Consider the following 19,283-nt stretch of genomic DNA (forward strand, 5'->3'; position numbering starts at 1 on the left):
GCTTCGCCTCAGGCCATGGACTTGCTGGGCGTCCAGTCGGCCGACTTGGCCGCAGGCGGGTCCAGGGGCAAGCGGATCCAGAAGCGGCTGCCCGCCTCCACCACGCTTTCCACCCCCACTTCGCCCCCCTGGGCCTGGACGGCGTGCTTGACGATGCTGAGGCCCAGACCCGTGCCGCCCACTTCCCGTGAGCGGGCCTTGTCCACGACGTAGAATCGCTCGAAAATGCGGGGCAGGTGCTGCGCCGCGATGCCCCGTCCCTCGTCCTGCACCTCCAGCAGCAGGCCACGGCCCCGCTCCCCGTCCGCGAGCCGCGCCCGCATCGTCACGTCCGTGCGTGGACGGCCATAGCGCACGGCGTTGCTCAGCAGGTTGCCCAGGGCGCGCTCGAGCAGGGGCCGCACCACGGGCAGAGCCGGCGGCACCTCCGCCGCCACCTCCAGGCAGAGCCGGATCTCCGCCGCCCGGGCCAGCGGCTCGTGCTCCTCCAGCAGCTGCCCCAGCAAGGTGCGCAGATCGACCAGCTCCCGCGGGGGCAGTCCGGCGCCGGTCTGCCGCTCGATGCGGGAGAGGGCGAGCAGATCGTCGACGATCGCTTCCAGGCGGCCGGCCTGGCGCTCGATGACGCGCAGGAAACGATCCGCCGTGGCCTCATCGGCCGCAGCGCCGTCCAGCAGGGTCTCCACATAGCCGCGAATGGAGGTGACCGGCGTCTTCAGCTCGTGGGAGACGTTGGCGACGAACTCGCGGCGCAGCCGCTCCGCCGCGTTGGCCGCGCTCATGTCGCTGATCACGGCGAGCAGCAACTCGTTCCGCCCGGCGCCGCGCAGGGGCAGGGTCCAGACGCGTAGTTCGCGGCCGCTGCCGTCGGGCGGCAACTCTCCCTCGCTCTCACCCTCTTCCCAGCCCCGGAGGATGATCGCCAGCAGTACCTCGCGCCCGGGCAAGAGGTCGGCCAGGAGCGCGCCCACCGGATGCTCGCCCAAGTCCAGCAGGCGGCGGGCGGCCGGGTTGCAGCTGCGCACCCGGCCGCCGGCATCCAGGGCGAGCACGCCCTCCCTCATGCCGGCCAGCAGGGTGGCCTGTTCCAGGCGTTGGCGGTCCAGCGTGCGGATCTGGCGCGACAGGGTCTGGGCCAGGCGGTTGACCGAGTCAGCCAGGACGGCCAGCTCGGCATGGTGCCGGTCGGCCGGCAGCCGGTGGTCCAGGTGGCCGGCGGCGATGCGGTCGGCGCCGTGGCGCAGCTCGGCCAGCTCGCGGCGCAGCAGCAGCCCCAGCCAGGCGGCGATGAGGGTGGCGAGGAGGAGGGCGCCCGCCGCCGTCGCCAGCAGGCTGGTCTGGATGCGTTGCAGTCCCTCCACCACGGTGGGGACGGTGGCCTCGGAAGCGGCGGAGCGCGACCAGGTGGGGTGCAGGGCGGCCTGCTCGCGCAGGACCTCGCCCGTCAGGCGGAACCCCTGCCAGGTGATGAGGACCAGTCCGACCAGACTGACCAGCATCATGGCCAGGAAGAGGTCGCGCACCAGGGAGCGGGCGCGGCCCTTCATGACGCCACCCCGGCGGCCAATGGATTCTGCCAGGCAAGCGCCGGCCAGGCGGGATCCGCCAGGACCTCGGTCCAGACGCCCTTCTCTTCCCGCCAGCCGGCGACGCGGAGCACGCCCACCGGCTTGAGGGCGGGCCCCAGGCACCAGTGGCACCACTCGTGCGGCTTGAGGGTGGCGCCGTCGCCTGTCCGGATGCGCAGGGCGAGGGCGGGGCGGCCCGCCTCGAGGTCGCCCCCGCCGGGACCGGCGGGCACAGGGATGATGCGGGCGGCGAGCAGGCGGGGGCCGGGGTCGACCTGGCGGCTTCTTCCCTTGCGCAGCACGACGAGGGGGAGGGGCGAGTCCAAGCGCCCGTCGAGCAGGCGCCGGTAATGCACAAGCAGGTCTTCGCCGACGGGCAGGGCGGGATCGTCGCTCTCGTCCGGGAGCTGCAGCAGCCAGTCGAATGCGGCGAGGACTTGGGCGAGCACGGGTTCCTCGGGGGCCGCCAACTCGGCCGCCACCGGTCGCCAGGTGCCGGGCGAGGCGGCCTGCAGCCGCGGGAGGAGCTGTGCCAGGTCCGGCTCCTCCGCCAGGCGGGCTTCGGCGTAGTCGGCCAGCGAGGCGGCGCCCATGGAGATGGCGGGAGCGAAGGAAACGACGGGATGGGGGCTGTAGCCCTGGCTGAACCAGGGGCGCAGGCCGGCCCGGAGCAGGATCTGGGGCAGCAGGCGGACCAGGTCCAATTGCGTGAGGAGGCGGCCCTCGGCCAGGCGCTGGAAGCGCAAGCGCAGGCGCCAGGGCCGGCCCTGGTCCCACTCGTTGGGAGCGCGTCCGGCCCGGATGCGGGCCAGGGCCTCGTCGCGGGCGTTGGGACCCTCCCGGCGCAGGGGCTGGCGGGCGTCCAGCCGCTCCAGGTTGTCCAGGCGCTCCCGCCTCATCTGCGCCAGGTCGCAGGCCACGCCGCAGTGGTAGCAGACCAGGCGGCGCTGGTCGGCCGCGGCCTCGGCCAGGTTGGTGTGGTGGACCTGGAGGCCCACGGGTTTGCCGCAGGGCGGGCTGAGCCGGTGACGCAGGGCGCGCCGGTATTCGGCGGCGAGGAAACCATCCTTCAGCCCGACGTCGATGTGGTCCCAGGGCAGGGCGGCGTCGAGGGGGAGGGTGTCGAGGAAGAGGCGCCGGTCGAGGCCCTGCTTCTCCTCCCAAGCGGTCAGGGCCTCCTGCCAGATCTCCCAATCCAGCTGCTCGTCCCAGGAATCGAAGCGGGCGCCGCGGCGCCAGGCGTCCTCGACCAGGTCGGCCACCCGCCGGTCGCCGCGTCCGATGATCGCCTCCAGGTGGCTGACGCGCAGATCGTGGCGGCGGAAGCGGAATCCCCGCGCCTGCGCCTCGCGCCGCAGATAGTCCTGCTTGCGCTCGATCTCCTCGAGGGAATCCATGGCGCACCACTGGAAGGGGGTGTGCGGTTTGGGCACATGGCTGCTGACCGAGACGGTGACCGTGACGGCGCGGTGGTGGCGGCGGCCGATCTCCACCGCCTGGCTTCCCATGTGCGCGATCCCGGCCAGATCATCCTCCGACTCCGTGGGCAGCCCCAGGATGAAATAGAGCTTCATCTTGGACCACCCGCGGGAGAAGACCCGCTCACAGGTGGCGAGGATGTCGGCCTCGCTGATGTTCTTGTTGATGACGTCCCGCATGCGCTGGGTGCCGGCTTCCGGCGCGAAGGTGAGGCCCGTCGCCTTGACGCTGGCGATCTCGTCCAGCAGCTCCTCGGAGAGGCCGTAGGCGCGCAGGCTGGAGATGCCCAGCCCCACCTTGATCGGGCGGAGGCGCTCCATCACGCCGCGGATGAGCGGGGTGATGCAGGAGTAATCCGCCGTGGACAGGCTGGTGAGGCTGGCCTCCTCGTAGCCGCCCCTGCTCACGGCGCTGGCCACCGTCTCGATCACGGCCGCCGGATCGCGTTCGCGCACCGGGCGGTAGATCATGCCCGCCTGGCAGAAGCGGCAACCCTCCGTGCAGCCGCGCGCGATCTCCACCGACATGCGGTCGAAGATGGCCTCGGTGACGGCCACCGGGCTGTCGTCGGGGAAGGGGAAGCGATTGATGTCCTCCACCAGGTTGCGCCCCACCCGGGCGGGCACGCCGTCAACCAGCGCTTGGCCCACGGCCAGCAGGCCGGACCTGTCGCACAGGCGCGTGTCATAGAGGGCGGGCACGTAGCACCCGCCCGCCCGCGCCAGCCGGACGAGGATCTCCCGCCGGGGGCGGCCGTGGGCGCGCAGCCGGCCGACCAGCCGCAGCAGGCGGGGCAGGGCCTCCTCGCCGTCGCCGATGACGAAGGCGTCGATGAAGGGGGCGATCGCCTCCGGGTGGGTGGCGCTGGGACCGCCGGCGATGACGAGGGGGTCGCGTTCGGCCCGGTCCGCCGACCGCAGCGGAATGCCGCCCAGGTCGAGCATGGTCAGCACGTTGGTGTAGGTCATCTCGTACTGCAGGGAGAAGCCGACCACGTCGAAGGCGGAGAGGGGCAGGCGGTTCTCCAGGCTGATGAGGGGCAGGCCCGCCTCGCGCAGTTCCTGCTCCAGGTCCATCCAGGGACAGAAACAGCGCTCCATGGCGAGGTCCGCCTCCCGGTTGACCACCGAATAGAGGATCTTGGTGCCCAGGTGGCTCATCCCGATGTCGTAGAGGTCGGGGAAGCAGAGCACGAAGCGACAGGCGAGGGCGGGGTCCGCTGGATCCTTGACCACGGAGAAGACTTCGCCGCCCAAGTAGCGGGCGGGTTTCTCGACGCGCCTGAGCAGGGCGGCCCAGGGATGGGGGCTGGTGGACATGTGTTCCTTTCCGCGGTCGGACGGCTGTTGCCGCCGCCGTCGTGCCGGCGCGGCACCGCCCCAGTCTCCGAAACGGGGACTGTTCCTGCAACGCACCCAGCGGCAGGCTTGCTAGATTGGCCACACTGGCAGCCTGTCGGGCTTGGACCTTCGATGGGATTCGTGCCCCTGTCGAGGGCCATTTGGCGGGGATTTCGCGATGCGTAATGGCAGTTGCTCGCAAGAAATCTGCGTCGAATGGGACCGGCAGGCTCGACGCGAGCGTCGGGTGGGGCGATGAAGACCTCGAAGCGGCAAAGCCTGACAGGCTGCTGGGCCCGATCATCCCATGGGAGAAGACAAGATGTACTTGAGCCCGGTACTCCAGGACTGGTTCACCCGTGCGGCGGCCGTGGCGCTCGAGTTCGGGCGCGGGGACTGGGGTCTGCCCGAACTGATGATCGCCTCCCTGCAGGACCCGGACAAGATCCTGGACACCTGGCAGGGGCTGCTCAAGGGCGATGAGCATCGCGAGGCGCTGCTGGCCCATTTCCGCCAATCCTCCAGCGCCGTGGCCGCCCAGGAGGCGGCCCGCGTCGCCGCGCCGGATGCCGGCGAGGAAGGGGAGGAAGAGGACGGCCTTGATGGTCTGCGCGAAGCGATGGCGGACTACACGCCGCCCCCGGACGACACGGTGCTGAGCGTGCTGGCCAGCTGGCAGTCCGAGAAGGGCGAGGAGGAGCTGGAGGCCGACCACTTCCTGCAGCTGCTGCTCTTCAACTGGGACCAGCTCTACCCCCTCCCGCTGGAGAAGCTGGGCGTCGAGCTGGTGCGCCGCGCCGAAGGGGCCGCCGACTTCCTGCGGGCCATGTTCTCCCCCGACCACGACCTCAACCGGCGCTACGGGGAGGATCCCATGCAGGGATTGCTGCCCTATCCGGAGTATTGCCGGGCGGCGATGGAGGTGCTGGTGCGCCGCTACCGCCAGAACCTGCTCATCTACGGGCAGCCCGGGGTGGGCAAGAGCATGGTGCTGCGGCGGCTGATCGAGGAGACGGCCGCCGGCCGCGTGCCCCGCATCTTCGCCGGCAAACGCTTCTTCGAGTTTCCCCGCGAGGTCTTCCTCAAGGACCTGCAGAGCCAGCAGGACCTGGCCAACCGCTTCGAAGTGCTGCGCCGCTTCCTGGAGCAGCACCCGGAGATCATCCTTGTCCTGGACGGCTTCCACCACTGGTTCGCCAACGCCACGCCGGTGATGCAGGACTTCCTCCAGCGCCTCTTCGGCCTGCTCCAGTTCAAGAGGCTGCACTTTGTCCTTCTGACCGACGTGGACTTCGTCAACCGGGTGATCAAGGTCAATCCCGTCTTCGAGGAGCTGCTCGCCCCGCTCTACATCAAGCCCCTGCCCCGTGGCGACGTGCTCCTGATCCTTGAGCAGGTCAAGGACAAGTTCGAGGAGCAGTACGGGGTGCCGCTGGACCGCGGCCAGCTGGAGCGCCTGGTGGAGATGGCCGATGAGCACGTGCGCACCAGCCAGTTCCCCAAGAAGGCGCTCATCCTCCTCGACGTCGCCCTCTCCATCCTTGCCTTGTCGGAGGACTCCTGCCCGCCCAATTGGGAATCCGTGCTGCGCCTGGCCCTGGGCCGCATCACCGGCCGCGAGGAGGCGGATTTCCCCGATCTGCAGGAGCGGCTGAGCCGCCTGGAGGAATTGCTCAGTTCGCGCATCATCGGCCAGGACGCCGCCATCCAGGAGGTGTGCCGCACGATCCGCTTCACCAAGAGTGACCTGGACCTCAACCCGGAGCGGCCCGACGGCGTATTCCTCTTTGCCGGGCCAGCCGGCGTGGGCAAACAGCTCTTCGCCGGGGAGCTGTCGCGCATCCTCTACAACCGCGAGCCCTTCCTCGTGGAGATGAGCGAGTTCCAGGAGGCGGAGAGCCTGCAACTGATCGTGGGCCGGGTGCCCGGCGCCGAGGGTGGCTATCCTTTGCAGACCGTGTGGGAGCGCCTGCGGGCGGAGCCGCGGCGCGTCCTCATCCTCAAGAACATTGAATTCGCCGCGGGCGAGGTGCTGCACTATTTCCTGAAGAGCTTCGAGGAGGGCAGCCTGCGGGACGCCGCCGGCCAGCAGATGCCCGTCAACGAGACCACCGTCGTCCTGCTGTCCGATCTGGTCGGCTTCGAACACAAGGGCAGCATCGGCTTCCAGAGCCCTGAGGTGGGGCGCCTGAGTGAGGTCGTGCTGCGCGACTACTTCACGCCGGAGCTGCTGCGCGGCGTGGACAAGCTGGTCGTCTTCCAGCCGCTGGCGGAGGAGGATCTGCTGCGCATCCTGCGGGAGCGGATCGTGCCCGCCTTCCAGTCCAAGGTGGCCCGGCTGGGCCATGAGCTGGATGTCTCGCCCGACGTGTCCCAGTGGCTGGCCCACCAAGGCAGCAGGCAGGACGTGAGTGCCCGCAACGTGGACCGCAAGTTCGAGGAGTTGGTGGCGGAACGGGTCAATGAGGAGATCCTGGCCTCCAACGGGAAGCCCATGCGGATCCAGGTCAGCCTGGCGGAGGGGAGGGTGCGGTTGGCGAGTCGGCCGGTGGGGTCCTGACATGGAAGCGGCGGCCGCCCGGGCCGCCGCCCAATCGACTGTGCGCGCCGGCTACTTCTCGACCTTGCCGGCCTGGATGCAACAGGTGCAGATGCGCATCTTGCGGCGCTCCCCGTCGACGCGGGCGTGGACGGTCTGCAGATTGGGCAGGAAACGGCGCTTTGTATGATTGTTGGCATGGGAGACGCGGTGACCGCTCATCGGGCCCTTGCCGCAGATCTGGCAAACTCGGCTCATCGGGTACCTCAGCTGTTCTGCCTGGGCGGATGGCCGGAGGCGCATCCTTTCGGCGCCGGCCGGACCTCTTCCCGGTTCAAGAGCGCTCAGTATAACAGTGAGGATGTGGGAACGCAAGGCTTGTCAGGCAAGCGGGCCACCCAGGGTGCGGGACCAGGCCGCCAGGCGTCGCCGCAGGAGGAGTCGGGCCAGGGGCAGCAAGCGCCGCGCCGCGCCCGAGGCGCTCAGCCGCCAATGGTCCGCCGCCCGGTCCAGGCGCCAGTCCTGCATGCCATGCCGCCGGAAAAGGGCCTCCAACTCCCGCCGCAAACGCCTGTCCAGCAGATCCACGATCATCTCCGCTTTGCCGGTCATCGACCCACGCGATTGAGATGCCAGTTTCAAAGTGTTTTCCATCAAGGGGATGGCCCCCACGGGGTCATGCTATCTTGTTCCGCATTCTGGAAAACCCCTTTTCCGTGCCAAGGGGCGGGAACTCTGTCAAGCCAACTGGACTGCCGTTCAATGCGATTGACCTGTGTTTGAGCTGACGCTGCGACTGGCTCGCCATGACACCCGCCTGTGGTTGGGACGGGACGGCGCCCCCATCCTCGCCGCGGATCTGGCCCGACGACCCCGGCCGCGCATGCTGCTTACCGACAACCAGGTGGCCCGCGCCCGCGCCCGGCAGCTGGAGGACCTGGTGGAGGGAAGCGACCTGCACCGTCTGGTCCTTCCCACGGGCGAGGCAAGCAAGAACAGCGCCAACCTGCTCACCGTGCTCGCCGAGATGGGCAGCCTGGGCCTGGAGCGGCATTCGCCCCTGGTGGCCTTCGGCGGCGGCGTGATCGGCGACCTGGGCGGCCTGGCCGCCTCCCTGTGGAAGCGGGGCGTGCCGCTCATCCTGGTCCCCACCAGCCTGCTGGCGATGGTCGACGCCTGCCTCGGCGGCAAGACCGCGATCAATTTCGGCGGACTGCGCAACGCGGTGGGCACCTTCTGGCCGGCCTGTCTGGTGGTGGTCGACCTGGATTGCCTCGACACCCTGCCGGCGCGGGAATGGGCCGGCGGGTTCGGGGAGCTGCTCAAGGCCGCCTGGTTGTCGGACGGAAGCTGGGCCAGCCGCCTCGAGCAGGATCCGGCCGGCCTCCTGCGCGCCGGCCACCCGGATCTGGCCGGGCACCTGAAGCGCGCCCTCCGCGTCAAGGCGGCCCTGGTGGAAGGGGACGAGTTCGAAGCGGGGGAGCGGGCTCTGCTCAATCTGGGCCACAGTTTCGCCCATGCGCTGGAGGCCCGGGGCGACGGGGAGCTGGGGCATGGCCAGGCCGTGCTCTTCGGCATGCTGGCGGCGGCGCGGGCCAGCCGCTTGACCGGCGCGGCGCCACCGGCCGCGGCCGATGAGATGGAGGAGCGCCTGCGGCGGGTGCTGGCCTCCCTCGGCTTGTTGCCCGCGCGGAAGCTGGTCCGGCTGTCGGTGGCGAACCTGATGAAAGCCATGACCCAGGACAAGAAGGTGCGGGAGGGCCGTCTGCGGCTGGTGCTGCCCGAGACGCCCGGCCGCGCCCGCCTGCAGGACGTGGCGGGGGAGACGGTGGCCGAGGCATGGCGGCAATGGAAGGATCTGGTGAGATGAGACTGGATCTGGTCAATGGACCCAACCTCAACCGCCTGGGCCGGCGCCAGGTGGAGATTTACGGCGGCCACAGCCTGGATGAGATCGGGCAGGAACTGATCCGCGCCTTTCCGGAGGTCGGCTGGACCTTCTTCCAGAGCAACCACGAGGGGGCGCTGGTGGATCGCCTGCAATGGGCCGACGATCACGCCGACGGCCTCATCATCAATCCGGGCGGCCTCTCCCACACCAGTGTCGTGCTGCTGGACGCGCTGCTGGCGCTGCGCATCCCCATTGTCGAGGTGCATGTGAGCCAGGTGGCGGCCCGGGAGAGTTTCCGCCGGCGCCTGCTCACGGCCCGCGCCGCCACCGCCCTCGTCTGCGGCATGGGGCCGGCCGGCTATGCCGCGGCGGCCCGGCACCTGCTGTCACAATGGAATGGATCCTCGCGGCAGGAGAAGGGAGGCGGCGCATGCTGAAAAAGCTGAGCATCCTGCTCCTGCCGGCCCTGGTGGCCGCGCCGGCCATCGCCGGAGAAGACCCCTTCGCCCAGGCCCTGCAGCGGGCCGGTTTGCGGCCGGCGGACCTCGCCTTCCCGCTGCTGCCCGCCGAGCGTGACAGCCTGCGCCTGCGACGCGTGGACGAGGTGCTGATGGCCGGCCGCCGCCTGGACCATTGGGCCGACTCCCTCTGCCGGGCCCTGTCCAGCACGGGGGATCTGGCCGGGTTGGGTGCCCTCCTGCAGGGGGAGGTGGTGCGGGCGGGATCGCCTTCCGCCAAGTGGCCCCTGGCGGCGCCGGCGCCCCCCGCCTTTGCGGAAAGGGGGAACTGGGACGCCTGGATCCAGCGGCTGGGCGCGCTGGCCGGGCATCGGCTGCTCTCCGCCGCCGCGGTCGAAGTCCTGGAGCAGGACCTGTCCGACCTGCTGCAGGAGGATCCCGACCTGGGGGAGCGCAGCGTTTTCGAACTGGACAGCCTGCTGCGCTTGGCCGAGGCGGAGGCCCGCCGGCGCCAGGAGCGTCTCGAGCGGGCCGACCTGCCGGATGTGGCCCAGCTCCTGGCGATCCTGGCCGAGCTGGATGGCCTGCACCGGGATCTGCCCCTGCTCCGGGAGGCCGCGGCGGGGGAACGGGTGCGCGACCACCCATGCTTCGGGCCGGTGCTCCATGCCGATGAGCGGGTGGCGATCGGCGCGGCCGGCCCCAACACCTGGCGGGGCGAGCTGCCGCCCATCATCATCGACCTGGGCGGGGATGACCGCTACGAGGGACCGGTGGCCGTCACCCGCGGCGGGGTCAGCCTCCTCATCGATCTCGACGGGGACGACCACTACCTCTGCCGGGGCGAGATCGGACCCGCCGCCACTGTGGGCGGTCTCTCCCTGTTGCTGGACCTGGCCGGCAATGATCGCTACGAGGGCGAATTCGCCGCCCTGGGCGCCGCCCTGGGGGGCATGGCCCTGCTCGTGGACCATGGCGGCGACGATCACTACAGCGGCGACACCTTCTGCCTGGGGGCGGGCAGCCTGGGTATCGGCGTGCTGCTGGACGGCGGCGGCAACGACTTGTACCTGAGCAGCCTGTACGGGCAGGGCTTCGGCCACCTGGCCGGCCTCGGCCTGCTGCAGGATACGGACGGGCACGACCACTACCTGATGCAGCCCCGCTTCGTGGACCAGATCCGCTACGAGGACCACCACCTGACCCTGGGCCAGGGTTTCGGCTATGGCCAGCGTCCCGACCTCTCCGGCGGCATCGGCCTCTTGCACGACCTGGGCGGGAACGACCTCTACAGCGCCGACATCTACGGACAGGGGGCGGCCTATTGGTGGTCGCTGGGCGCCCTGGTCGACCGCGCCGGCAACGATCGCTACCTCGCGTGGCAGTACGCCCAGGGGGCGGGGGTGCATCTGGCGGCGGGCCTGCTGCTCGACCAAGCGGGCCTGGACGTCTACCAGAGCCGCGGCGTCAGCCAGGGCTGCGGCCACGACCTGGCGCTGGGCTGGTTGCTGGACATGGCCGGCGACGACAGTTACGTGGCCTGGGACCTGAGCCAGGGCGCCGGCAGCGCCAACGGCTGCGGCCTCCTCACCGACCTGGCCGGTCAGGACCTCTACGCCATGCGGGGCCAGGCCAAACCGCGCGCTTACGGCGATCCCCGTCGCCGCACCGGGTCCATCGGTTTCTTCCTTGACGCCCAAGGAGAGGATCTCTACCTGGGGCCGGGCGCCAACGACAGCCTTTGGAGCGGCAGCCTGCGCGGCCTGGGGCAGGATTGGAGCGCCCCGGCGGCCGCGACGGTCGGGACTCCAGCCGCCGCTGAGCCGGTGAAGGGGCTGGATTCCCTCTTCCGTGCCGACGACCGCGTGGAGCGGCTCTACGTCTGGGCCATCCGCCTGGAGCCCAAATGGTCCCGCGAGCGGGACTTGGCGCGCGCCGCCCTCAAGGAGCGGCCGGCCGACCTGGCCGGCCTGATCCGCCAGCGGCGCCTGATGGCCTCACGCATCAGCTGGGAGCGGCACGCCCTCAAGGACCTGGTGGCGGCCATGGGCGAGGCCGCCCTGCCCTTGCTGGTTGAGGCGGTGGAGCAGGAAATCCCGGGGACGGCGGGGGAGGAGCGCGAGGCGCGCCTGTCGGAGCGGGGCTTCGCCCTGTGGACTCTGTCCGAGACGCGGACCTTGGGCGAAGCCAGCCTCTTCGCGGACTGGTGGCGGCAGGGCGTCGGGCGGCAGGAGCCGGGTCAGGCCGCCCTGCTGCTGGAATGCCTGGCGGAGCGCGGCGGCGCGCCGGAGCCCCTGCTTGAAGGATTGGGCTGGCCCCACGCCGGGCTGCGCCGCTCGGCGGCCTGGGGACTGGGCCGGCTGCCCTCCACGGCGGTCGGGCGCGAGGCGCTGTTGACGGCCCTGGGGGACAGCGTCCTGGCCGTGCGCATCAGCGCCTTTGAGAGTCTGGCCCAGGACAGCCTGCTGGACGGCCGGCGCGTCGCCGCTGCCCTCTTCGACGAGGAGCGACCCTCCCTGGCGCGCCGGGAACTGGTCCGCCTGCTGGCCCGGCGGGACGGGCTCCTGGCTCGCCGCTTGGTGCCGCGCCTGGAGGCCGACCCCGTGCTGGCGGCCGAGACGGATTGGATCCGGGCCGGACTGCCGCCGGAAGCGGCCCCGTCCCCCCGCCAGCGCCGTCCATGAGCCTGACCCGCCAGAGCCTGCTGCTCAGCCTGGGACGCTCGGCCGCCAGCGCCGCGCGCCTGCTGGTCAACCTGGGCGTGGCGCGGCTCTTCGGCGAGCGGCTTGGCTTCACGGCGGAATACCAGAACATCTGGCTGGTGTTCAACACCAGCTACATGTTCTTCATCCTCAGCCTGCCCAGCGTGCTTTTCTACTTCTTCCCGCGGGCCCGGCCCGAGGAGCAGGCCAGGCTGATGGCCACCGTGCACCAGCTGCTGCTCGTCATGGGCCTGGTCTACGGGGCTCTGCTGTGGTGGGCCGCGCCCCGCCTCGCCGGCTTCTACCACATGCCGGAGCTGGCCGGCCATCTCAAGGTTTTCGCCCTCTACGGCGGGGCGATGGTCGCCGGCTCGGGGATGGAGTCCGTCTTCAACCTGCTGGGCCGCTTCCGTCTGCTGGCCGTCTGGTTGACGCTGGAAGCCGCGCTCTTCCTCCTGCTGGCCCTGGGACCCGTCGCCCTGGGCGCCCGACCCGAGCTTCTGCCCGAGATCGCCGACCGGCTGGCCGCCCTCTGGCCCGAGCTGGGCCGCGAAGGGGCGGGCATCCGGGCCGCCTGCTGGCTGCTGGGGATGATGGCCCTGGCCAAGTGGGCCGTATTCCAGGCCGCGCTCCTGGCCAGCCACCCCGAGTTGGCCTGGCGGCCCATCCGCTTCAGCCGGGAGCGTCTCAGGCCGCTGCTGGGCTACGCGCTGCCCATCACGGCCACGACCCTGGTGGCCTACCTGGCGGCTTACCTGGACAAGAACATCGTGGCGGCCTTCTTTGTCGACAAGGCCGTCTTCGCGCGCTTCCAGGCCGGCGCGCTGGAAGTGCCCTTCGTCTCCGTGCTGGTGGGGAGCGTGTCCGTCGTCATGTTGCCGCACATCTCGCGCCTGCAGCACGAGGGCCGGCTGCCGGAACTGGCCGACCTGCTGGCCGAGGGCGTGGAGAAGGTGGCCTGGCTGGTCTTCCCCATCTTCACCCTGCTCATGGTGCTGGCCGACCCGCTCTATGTGGCCTTGTGGGGCCCCTCCTACGAGGCATCGGCCCTGCCCTTCCGCCTCTACCTGCTGCTCTTCCCGCTGCGCCTCATCTTCTACGGCCAGGTGCTCAACACGCTGGGCCTGCAGCGCTGGGTGCTGGGCACGGCGCTGGGCGACCTGCTGCTCAATGCCACCCTCTCCCTCTGGCTGGTGCGCCTGCACTGGGCGGGTCCGGCCTTGGCCACCGTTCTGGCCACCATCGCCGAAGTCGCAGTCTTCTGGTGGCTGCTGGGGCGGGGCCTGGGACTGCCCGTCACGCGCGTGTTCGTGCCCGGCCGCCTCTGGCGCATCGCGCGCCTGGCGCTGGTGGCCGGATTGGCGGCGCTGGGGGGGCGCCTGGCCGGCCGCGGCCCCTGGGAGATGATCCTGCTGGGCACCCTCAGTCACGGCGCGGTCTTCCTGCTGCTGGCCTGGCGGGCCGGATTGGGACAGTTCATCAAGGAGCGCCGGGATCGCTCCCGGGCCATCCGCGGCGGGGGAGGTGTCACATGATTGGGGGCTTGCGGCGTCTGGTGGTGCCGTCCTGGCAACGGCAAAGGGCGGTGGACGAGGTGCGCTCGGGGCGCGGCATCGGGCTGGGACGGGTGCTGCTGGCGGCTTTGATCCTGACCTTGGCCATGAACCTCATGGTGATGAAGGTCCTGGACCGCCTCCTGGCCGAGGCGCCGGTCGTGGTGGAGCAGCTGCCTCTGCTCGGACTGCGGGACGGCAAGCTGTGGACGGAGCCGCCCCTGAGCGAGCCCCTCGTGCTGCTGGATCGAGGCGGCCATGAGTTCGCCATCATCGATCTGGAGGGACGCACCCGCCTGGAGGAGAGAGCCGCCCTCCTCATGGTCACGCGCACCCGGGTCCTGGTCAAGGGCGCCGAGGGGCGCATCCAGGCTTTTCCCCTGGGCGGGACGGGCCAGGGCGAGTCCCGCTTGGACCATGGCGACCTGCTTGCTTTGGCCAGCGGTCTGCGCTGGACCAGCCTCGTCCTTTCCCTCCCCTTCCTCTACGTGCTGAGCCTGGCCCTGCTGGCGGCCGAGCTGGGCCTGGCCGGCCTCTTCGCCCTGGTGCCCAACCTCCTCTACCGCCTGGGCCTGGACGGGGCGGCCCGCCTGCGCCTCGCCTCGCTCGGCCTCCTGCCCTCCACGGCCCTGGTCAGCGCCGCCATGCTGCTGGGCCTCTCCCGGGGCCTGCCCCTCCTTGCCCTGGCCCTCACCCTGGCCTGGATGCTGGCCCGCTGTCCCGCCCTCGCCGCCCCGCCGCCGGCGGAGCCCGACTGAGCCGGCCATTGCCCATCCCGACCAGTCTGGATAACTTGCAGCCACAGTCCCAACGGGTACCGCCCATGCCGCTGCCGCCATCCGAGGAACTTCTGGTCCGCCTGCCATTGCGGCTGGCCATCGTGGATGAACACCACCACGCGGTGGGCCTGGACGGCAAGCCGCTGCCCACGCCGGGGGCGATCCATGACGGCGACTGCCACCTCTGCACGCTGAGCGATGAAGAGTGCCCCATCCGCCTCAGCCTGCGCGACGGCCGGCGCCGTCATCTGCGGCTGCCTCCCCATCTCTGCGGCGGCGAGCATGGCATCGACCTGGACATCCTGCCCCTCAAGGGCGAACTGGCGGGGCATGTCCTGGTGGTCGAGCGGAATCTGGACGAGTCGAACCTCGAACTGAGCCGCACCGAGGTGGACCTCGAGCGGCAGCTGCGGCAGCTGGACATCCTCAACCAGGTGCTGGCCGCCCTGCAGCAGAGCCGCGACCTGGACCGCATCCTGCGCATCATCCTGGCCGGCCTCACCTTCGGCAAGGGGCTGGAATTCAACCGCGCCTTCTATTTCCACCGCCAGGGCGACGAGATCGTCGGCCGCCTGGCGGTCGGCCCCTTGAGCGGCGAGGAGGCCTCCCGCATCTGGATGCGCCACGACCTCAACCTGCTCAGCCTCTCCGAGCTTTTCCAACAGCTGGATGAGCAGGATGCGGACCGGCCCATCCAGCGCCACGTGGAAAGCCTGCGCTTCCACCTGGCCGCCGCCCCTCCCCAGCTCCGCCAGGCCCTCGAGCGTCCGGGCTGCACCTGCCTGCACATGCCGGAGCTGCGCGAGCCGGGTTCGGTCTGCCTGCTGGAGATGACGGGCAGCCAGGAGAGCTGGCTGGCGCCCGTGCGCGTCCCCATCTCGGGCGAGGCCGGGCAGCCGGAGGAGACGCGGGGCTTCCTTTTGGTCGACAATGCCATCACCCAGCGGCCGCCCACCAGCGAGCATCTGGACGCCCTGGTCAGCTGCGCGCGCCACCTGGGCTTCGCCATCGAGCGGGCCCGGCTCAACCGCGAGCTGGACGAGCGGGTCAAGGAGCTGCAGGAGGCCAACGTCCAGCTGGACCGCCGTCAGGCCCAGCTGCTCAGCGCCGAGAAACTGGCCGCCGTCGGCCGCGTCACGGGCAACCTGGCCCATGAGATCAAGACGCCGCTCATGTCCATCGGCGGCTTCGCCCGCCTGCTCGTTCGCGAGCTGGAGGGCCTGGACAAGCCGCGGGAGCACGCCGAGCTGGTGCTCAAGGAATGCCGGCGCATCGAGCGCATCCTCGAGGCCCTGCTCGACTACGGCGCGCCCCAGATCCTGCGGCGGGACCGGGTGGATCTGCGCTCACGGGTGGAGCAGCTGGCGGAGCGCCTGGAGGAGAGTTTCCGCGAGCGGGGCATCACCCTCGAGCTGGACCTGCCTGCCGAACCCTGCTGGGCCTTTGGCGACGTCTTGCGCCTGGACCAGCTGCTGCACATCCAGCTGCAGAACGTCCTGGACCTGAACGAGCCCCGCCGGGAGAACGGCCAGCGCTGCACGCGCCTGGCCGTCGGCTTGTCCTGCCACGAGGGCGAACTGCGGCTCGCCGTGGCCGACGACGGCCCCGGCGTTCCGCCATCCCTGCTTGACCGATTGTTCGAACCTTTCGTCAGCGGGCGCGACGGCGCCCTGGGCCTGGGCCTGGCCCAGGCCCGGGACATCGCCCGGCTGCACGAGGGGGAGATCCGGCTCGTCCAGCCTGGCCGGCTGGGGGGCGCGGAGTTCATCACCACTCTGCACGGGAGGAGCCATGGCCAGGATCCTGATCGCGGATGACGACGAATCGCTGAGACTGCTCTATCAGGAAGAGTTCTCCGCCGAAGGCCACGAGCTGCATTTCGCCGCCACCGGGCGCGAGGCCGTCGAACTGGCCCGCCAGGTGCGACCGGACCTCATCGTGATGGACATCCGCATGCCGGAGATGGACGGCCTGGAGGCGATGGGGCGCATCGTGGCCGAGGACAACGAGGTCCCCGTCATCATCTACAGCGCCTTTCCGCACCACAAGGAGGATTTCTCCAGCTGGCTGGCGGACGCCTACCTGGTCAAGTCCATGGACCTGGGCGAGTTGAAGCGGACCATTGAGAGAACCTTGAGCGAGCGTGGCCGGCGCTGATCGCCCGCCGCCCCGACAAGCAGCCAGACCCTACCAGAAAGGCATGTCATGACCACCATCTGCCGGCTTTGGCTGGCGGCCCTCCTCGTGCTGGCCGGCCCGGCCGCCTGCGTCAAGGCCCATCCGGCCGCGCAGGGCGGCGATTACGACGCCTTCTTCACCGTCAGCATCCCGGGTGGCGGGGCGCCGGAGAAGGGAAAGAAGGGGAAGGACGAGAAGCCCCCCTTCGCCGAAGTGGTGGAGGGGGCGGACACCCTTTCCGGCCTCTTCACGCTATACCACAAGCCCAAGACCGACCAGTGCTGGCTGGAAGTGCTGCCCACTCAGCTGGACCGGGACTACCTGCTCTCCTTCACCCAGGAGACGGGCGCGGGCGGCCGCGGCCTGGTCGCTGGCATGCCGGCCGGCCACATGGTCGTCCGCTTCGAGATGACCGGCCAGCGCCTGCGGCTCGTCCGCCGCAACCTGATGTTCCGTGCCACGGAGGACGGAGCGGCCGGGCGCATGGTGGAGCGCTCGGTGAGCGACCATCCGCTCACCGCCTTCAAGCTGGTCTCCCAGCCTGAACCGAAGCGGGGCTCCTGCCTGGTCCTCCTGGATGATTGGTTCTTCGACGATCCCCTGGGCACGGCCCAGCGCCTCAAGCGGATCTTGGGCGCCGACTACGCCCCGGCCGACGGCATGGCGCGCTGGACCCGGCTGCAGGCCTATCCCGCCAACCTGGAACTGGGCACGATCACGGGCTTCCGCACCAAGAAAGCGGAGAGCGGCTGGAACCTGATGGAGGATCCCCGCTTCCTGGAGGTGGAGCTGCGGGCCAGCCTGTCGGAACTTCCGGCCAGCAGCTATCAGCCGCGCCTGGCCGATGCGCGGGTGGGCTACTTCGAGACGGGTTGGCGCCTGTGGGGCGACGACGGGCTGGAGGATCCCATGATCCGCGTGGCCAACCGCTGGCACCTGGAGAAGCAGGACCCCGCCACCGCCTTGTCGGAACCGGTCAAGCCCATCGTCTATTGGCTGGAGAACACCATACCGCCCGCCTACCGGGACGCCGTGCGCCGCGGGGCCGAGCTGTGGAACCTGGCCTTCGAGCGGGCCGGCTTCCGGAACGCCTTTGTCGTGAAGCAGATGCCCGACGACGCCGAGTGGGACCCGGCGGACATCCGCTACAACGTCATCCGCTGGATCTCCTCGGCCGAGCCCTCTTTCGGGGCGATGGGCCCCAGCCAGGTCAACCCCTGGACGGGGGAGATCCTCAACGCCGACATCCTGATCGAGGCGGACATGGTGCGGCGGGTGGGCATCGCGCCGCTGGGGCACCGCGCCGATGGGCAGCCGCGGCTGGAGGAGGCGGAGCATCCCGCCGCCGGCGAGGGGCTGCTGGCCGCCCTGCAAGCCGAGGGCGAGGCCCTGGCCGCCGCCTGGCGCGACCCCGAGCTGCGGCAGGGCTGCCAAGCGGCCCGCTTCCTGACCGAGAGCGCCGCCCTGGCGGGGGCGCAACTGGCCGCCCAGGGCCGGCTCAAGGCGGGCGACCCCCTGCCCTGGCCCATTGTCGAGCAATATTTGGTCTCCCTGGTGGCCCACGAGGTGGGACACACCCTGGGTCTGCGCCACAATTTCGCGGCCAGCGCCCTGCACGGCTTCGAGCAATTGTGGGACAGCAGCCTGACGGCGCGCATGGGTCTCGTCTCCTCGGTGATGGAGTACGACCCCGCCTGCGTGGCCGTGGAGCCGGAGCGGCAGGGCGACTACCACACGCGCACCCTCGGCCCCTACGACCTCTACGCCATCGAGTGGGGCTACACGCCCACCGGGGCGGCGGATCCGGCCGCCGACGCCCTCGCCCTGCGACCACTCCTGGAGCGCAGCGCCAGCGACCCCGCCCTCCGCTACGGCACGGACGAGGACGCCTACGACGTGCGCGGCTGGGGCAGCGCCCTGGACCCCACCATCCGCGTCTTCGACCTGTCCTCCGACGAGGAGGCCTGGACGCGGCACCAGTTGCGCCTGGCCCGCGCCCAGATGGCCGTGGCGCCGGACCTGGTGCTGAAGACGGGGGACGACCACCTGCTCTACCGGCGGGCCTGGGAGCGGGCCTTCTCCACCTGGTGGGGCAGTCTGCAACCCCTCGCCCGTTATCTGGGCGCCATGCGTCTCAACCGGCAGCCCTGGGGCGCCGGCGGCGTGCCCCTCAGCCCCTGGCCGGCGGCCGAGCAGCACGCCATGCTGGAACTGTTGCTTGAGAACGCGCTCGATGCCGCCCCCTGGGCCGAGGCGGATGAGCGCCTCAGCCAGGCCGGACCCGGCTTCGGCTGGAGTTTCGACGCCTCGCGCTCGACCCCGCGCCAGGACATGCCTCTGCGTGCCATGTTGGCCCGCGAGCGGGAGCTGCTGCTGGGCGAACTCTTCTGCCCGGCCCGCCTCGCCCGCGCCGCGGAGCTGAACGCACGCCGCCCCGGCGCCGGAATCGCCCTGCCCGAGGTCTTCACGGGGGTGCGCGACCGCATCTGGACCGGGCCGGCCACGCGGCTCGAGGAGCGCGACCTGCAGCGCATCCACGTCGGACTCCTGACCGAGCTGCTGCTGGACAAGCGCCTCACCCAGCTTCCGGCGGACGCCCGCCTGCTGGCCCGCTCCGACTTGGAGCGCATCCGCGAGCAGTTGGCCGGCTGGCAGAGAGGCGTGGCCGATCCCCTGCTGGCGCAGCACCAGAAGGACCTGGGCGAGCGCATCAGCCTGGCCCTGGCGCGGGAGCGGGAAAAGCTCTAGCAGGGCCGGCGCGGGGCGCGGCACTGCCACGGGCGGATGCAGCCGACC

The 19,283-nt window shown here is 70.7% G+C and carries 13 protein-coding genes; 9 read left to right on the forward strand and 4 right to left on the reverse strand.

Annotated elements, in window-relative coordinates; all coding sequences use genetic code 11:
- Positions 1 to 8 precede the first annotated feature (8 nt).
- Positions 9 to 1,547: an ATP-binding protein gene (locus tag Q8O14_06795; GenBank protein ID MDP2360444.1), complete on the reverse strand. Its 1,539-nt coding sequence runs from the start codon at positions 1,545 to 1,547 to the stop codon at positions 9 to 11.
- Positions 1,544 to 4,366 carry a TIGR03960 family B12-binding radical SAM protein gene (locus Q8O14_06800; protein MDP2360445.1) on the reverse strand — a complete coding sequence of 941 codons (2,823 nt, stop codon included), beginning with the start codon at positions 4,364 to 4,366 and terminating at the stop codon, positions 1,544 to 1,546. The genes Q8O14_06795 and Q8O14_06800 overlap by 4 nt, the downstream gene beginning before the upstream one ends.
- 343 nt (positions 4,367 to 4,709) lie before the next feature.
- On the opposite strand from Q8O14_06800, the gene Q8O14_06805 reads away from it, so the two are divergent.
- A complete protein-coding gene (locus tag Q8O14_06805) occupies positions 4,710 to 6,947 on the forward strand; it encodes an AAA family ATPase (protein MDP2360446.1) in 2,238 nt (745 codons plus the stop codon).
- A 51-nt stretch (positions 6,948 to 6,998) separates the two neighbouring features.
- Here Q8O14_06805 and rpmB read toward each other — a convergent pair whose 3' ends face one another.
- Both rpmB and Q8O14_06815 read right to left on the reverse strand, forming a co-directional pair.
- Positions 6,999 to 7,184, reverse strand: a complete 186-nt coding sequence (gene rpmB, locus Q8O14_06810; GenBank protein MDP2360447.1) for a 50S ribosomal protein L28 — start codon at positions 7,182 to 7,184, stop codon at positions 6,999 to 7,001.
- Between the two features lie 123 nt (positions 7,185 to 7,307).
- A complete protein-coding gene (locus Q8O14_06815) occupies positions 7,308 to 7,538 on the reverse strand; it encodes a hypothetical protein (GenBank protein ID MDP2360448.1) in 231 nt (76 codons plus the stop codon).
- A 163-nt stretch (positions 7,539 to 7,701) separates the two neighbouring features.
- On the opposite strand from Q8O14_06815, the gene Q8O14_06820 reads away from it, so the two are divergent.
- From Q8O14_06820 to Q8O14_06855, 8 genes are all read left to right on the forward strand, one after another.
- Positions 7,702 to 8,796 carry a 3-dehydroquinate synthase family protein gene (locus Q8O14_06820; GenBank protein MDP2360449.1) on the forward strand — a complete coding sequence of 365 codons (1,095 nt, stop codon included), beginning with the start codon at positions 7,702 to 7,704 and terminating at the stop codon, positions 8,794 to 8,796.
- On the forward strand, positions 8,793 to 9,254 hold the full coding sequence (locus Q8O14_06825) for a type II 3-dehydroquinate dehydratase (protein ID MDP2360450.1): 462 nt from the start codon (positions 8,793 to 8,795) through the stop codon (positions 9,252 to 9,254). The genes Q8O14_06820 and Q8O14_06825 overlap by 4 nt, the downstream gene beginning before the upstream one ends.
- Complete coding sequence (locus tag Q8O14_06830; GenBank protein MDP2360451.1) at positions 9,248 to 11,959, forward strand: hypothetical protein; 2,712 nt, start codon at positions 9,248 to 9,250, stop codon at positions 11,957 to 11,959. The genes Q8O14_06825 and Q8O14_06830 overlap by 7 nt, the downstream gene beginning before the upstream one ends.
- A complete protein-coding gene (locus Q8O14_06835) occupies positions 11,956 to 13,512 on the forward strand; it encodes an oligosaccharide flippase family protein (GenBank protein ID MDP2360452.1) in 1,557 nt (518 codons plus the stop codon). The genes Q8O14_06830 and Q8O14_06835 overlap by 4 nt, the downstream gene beginning before the upstream one ends.
- Positions 13,509 to 14,288, forward strand: a complete 780-nt coding sequence (locus tag Q8O14_06840; GenBank protein MDP2360453.1) for a hypothetical protein — start codon at positions 13,509 to 13,511, stop codon at positions 14,286 to 14,288. Before Q8O14_06835 ends, Q8O14_06840 begins: the two co-directional genes overlap by 4 nt.
- A 65-nt stretch (positions 14,289 to 14,353) precedes the next feature.
- The gene (locus Q8O14_06845; GenBank protein MDP2360454.1) at positions 14,354 to 16,126 is read left to right on the forward strand and encodes a HAMP domain-containing sensor histidine kinase; all 1,773 of its coding nucleotides are present in this window, start codon (positions 14,354 to 14,356) and stop codon (positions 16,124 to 16,126) included.
- Positions 16,101 to 16,466: a response regulator gene (locus Q8O14_06850; GenBank protein ID MDP2360455.1), complete on the forward strand. Its 366-nt coding sequence runs from the start codon at positions 16,101 to 16,103 to the stop codon at positions 16,464 to 16,466. The genes Q8O14_06845 and Q8O14_06850 overlap by 26 nt, the downstream gene beginning before the upstream one ends.
- A 48-nt stretch (positions 16,467 to 16,514) precedes the next feature.
- On the forward strand, positions 16,515 to 19,235 hold the full coding sequence (locus tag Q8O14_06855; protein MDP2360456.1) for a zinc-dependent metalloprotease: 2,721 nt from the start codon (positions 16,515 to 16,517) through the stop codon (positions 19,233 to 19,235).
- Positions 19,236 to 19,283 lie beyond the last annotated feature (48 nt).

This window comes from bacterium, from assembly GCA_030685015.1.
GTDB lineage: Bacteria > CAIWAD01 > CAIWAD01 > CAIWAD01 > CAIWAD01 > CAIWAD01.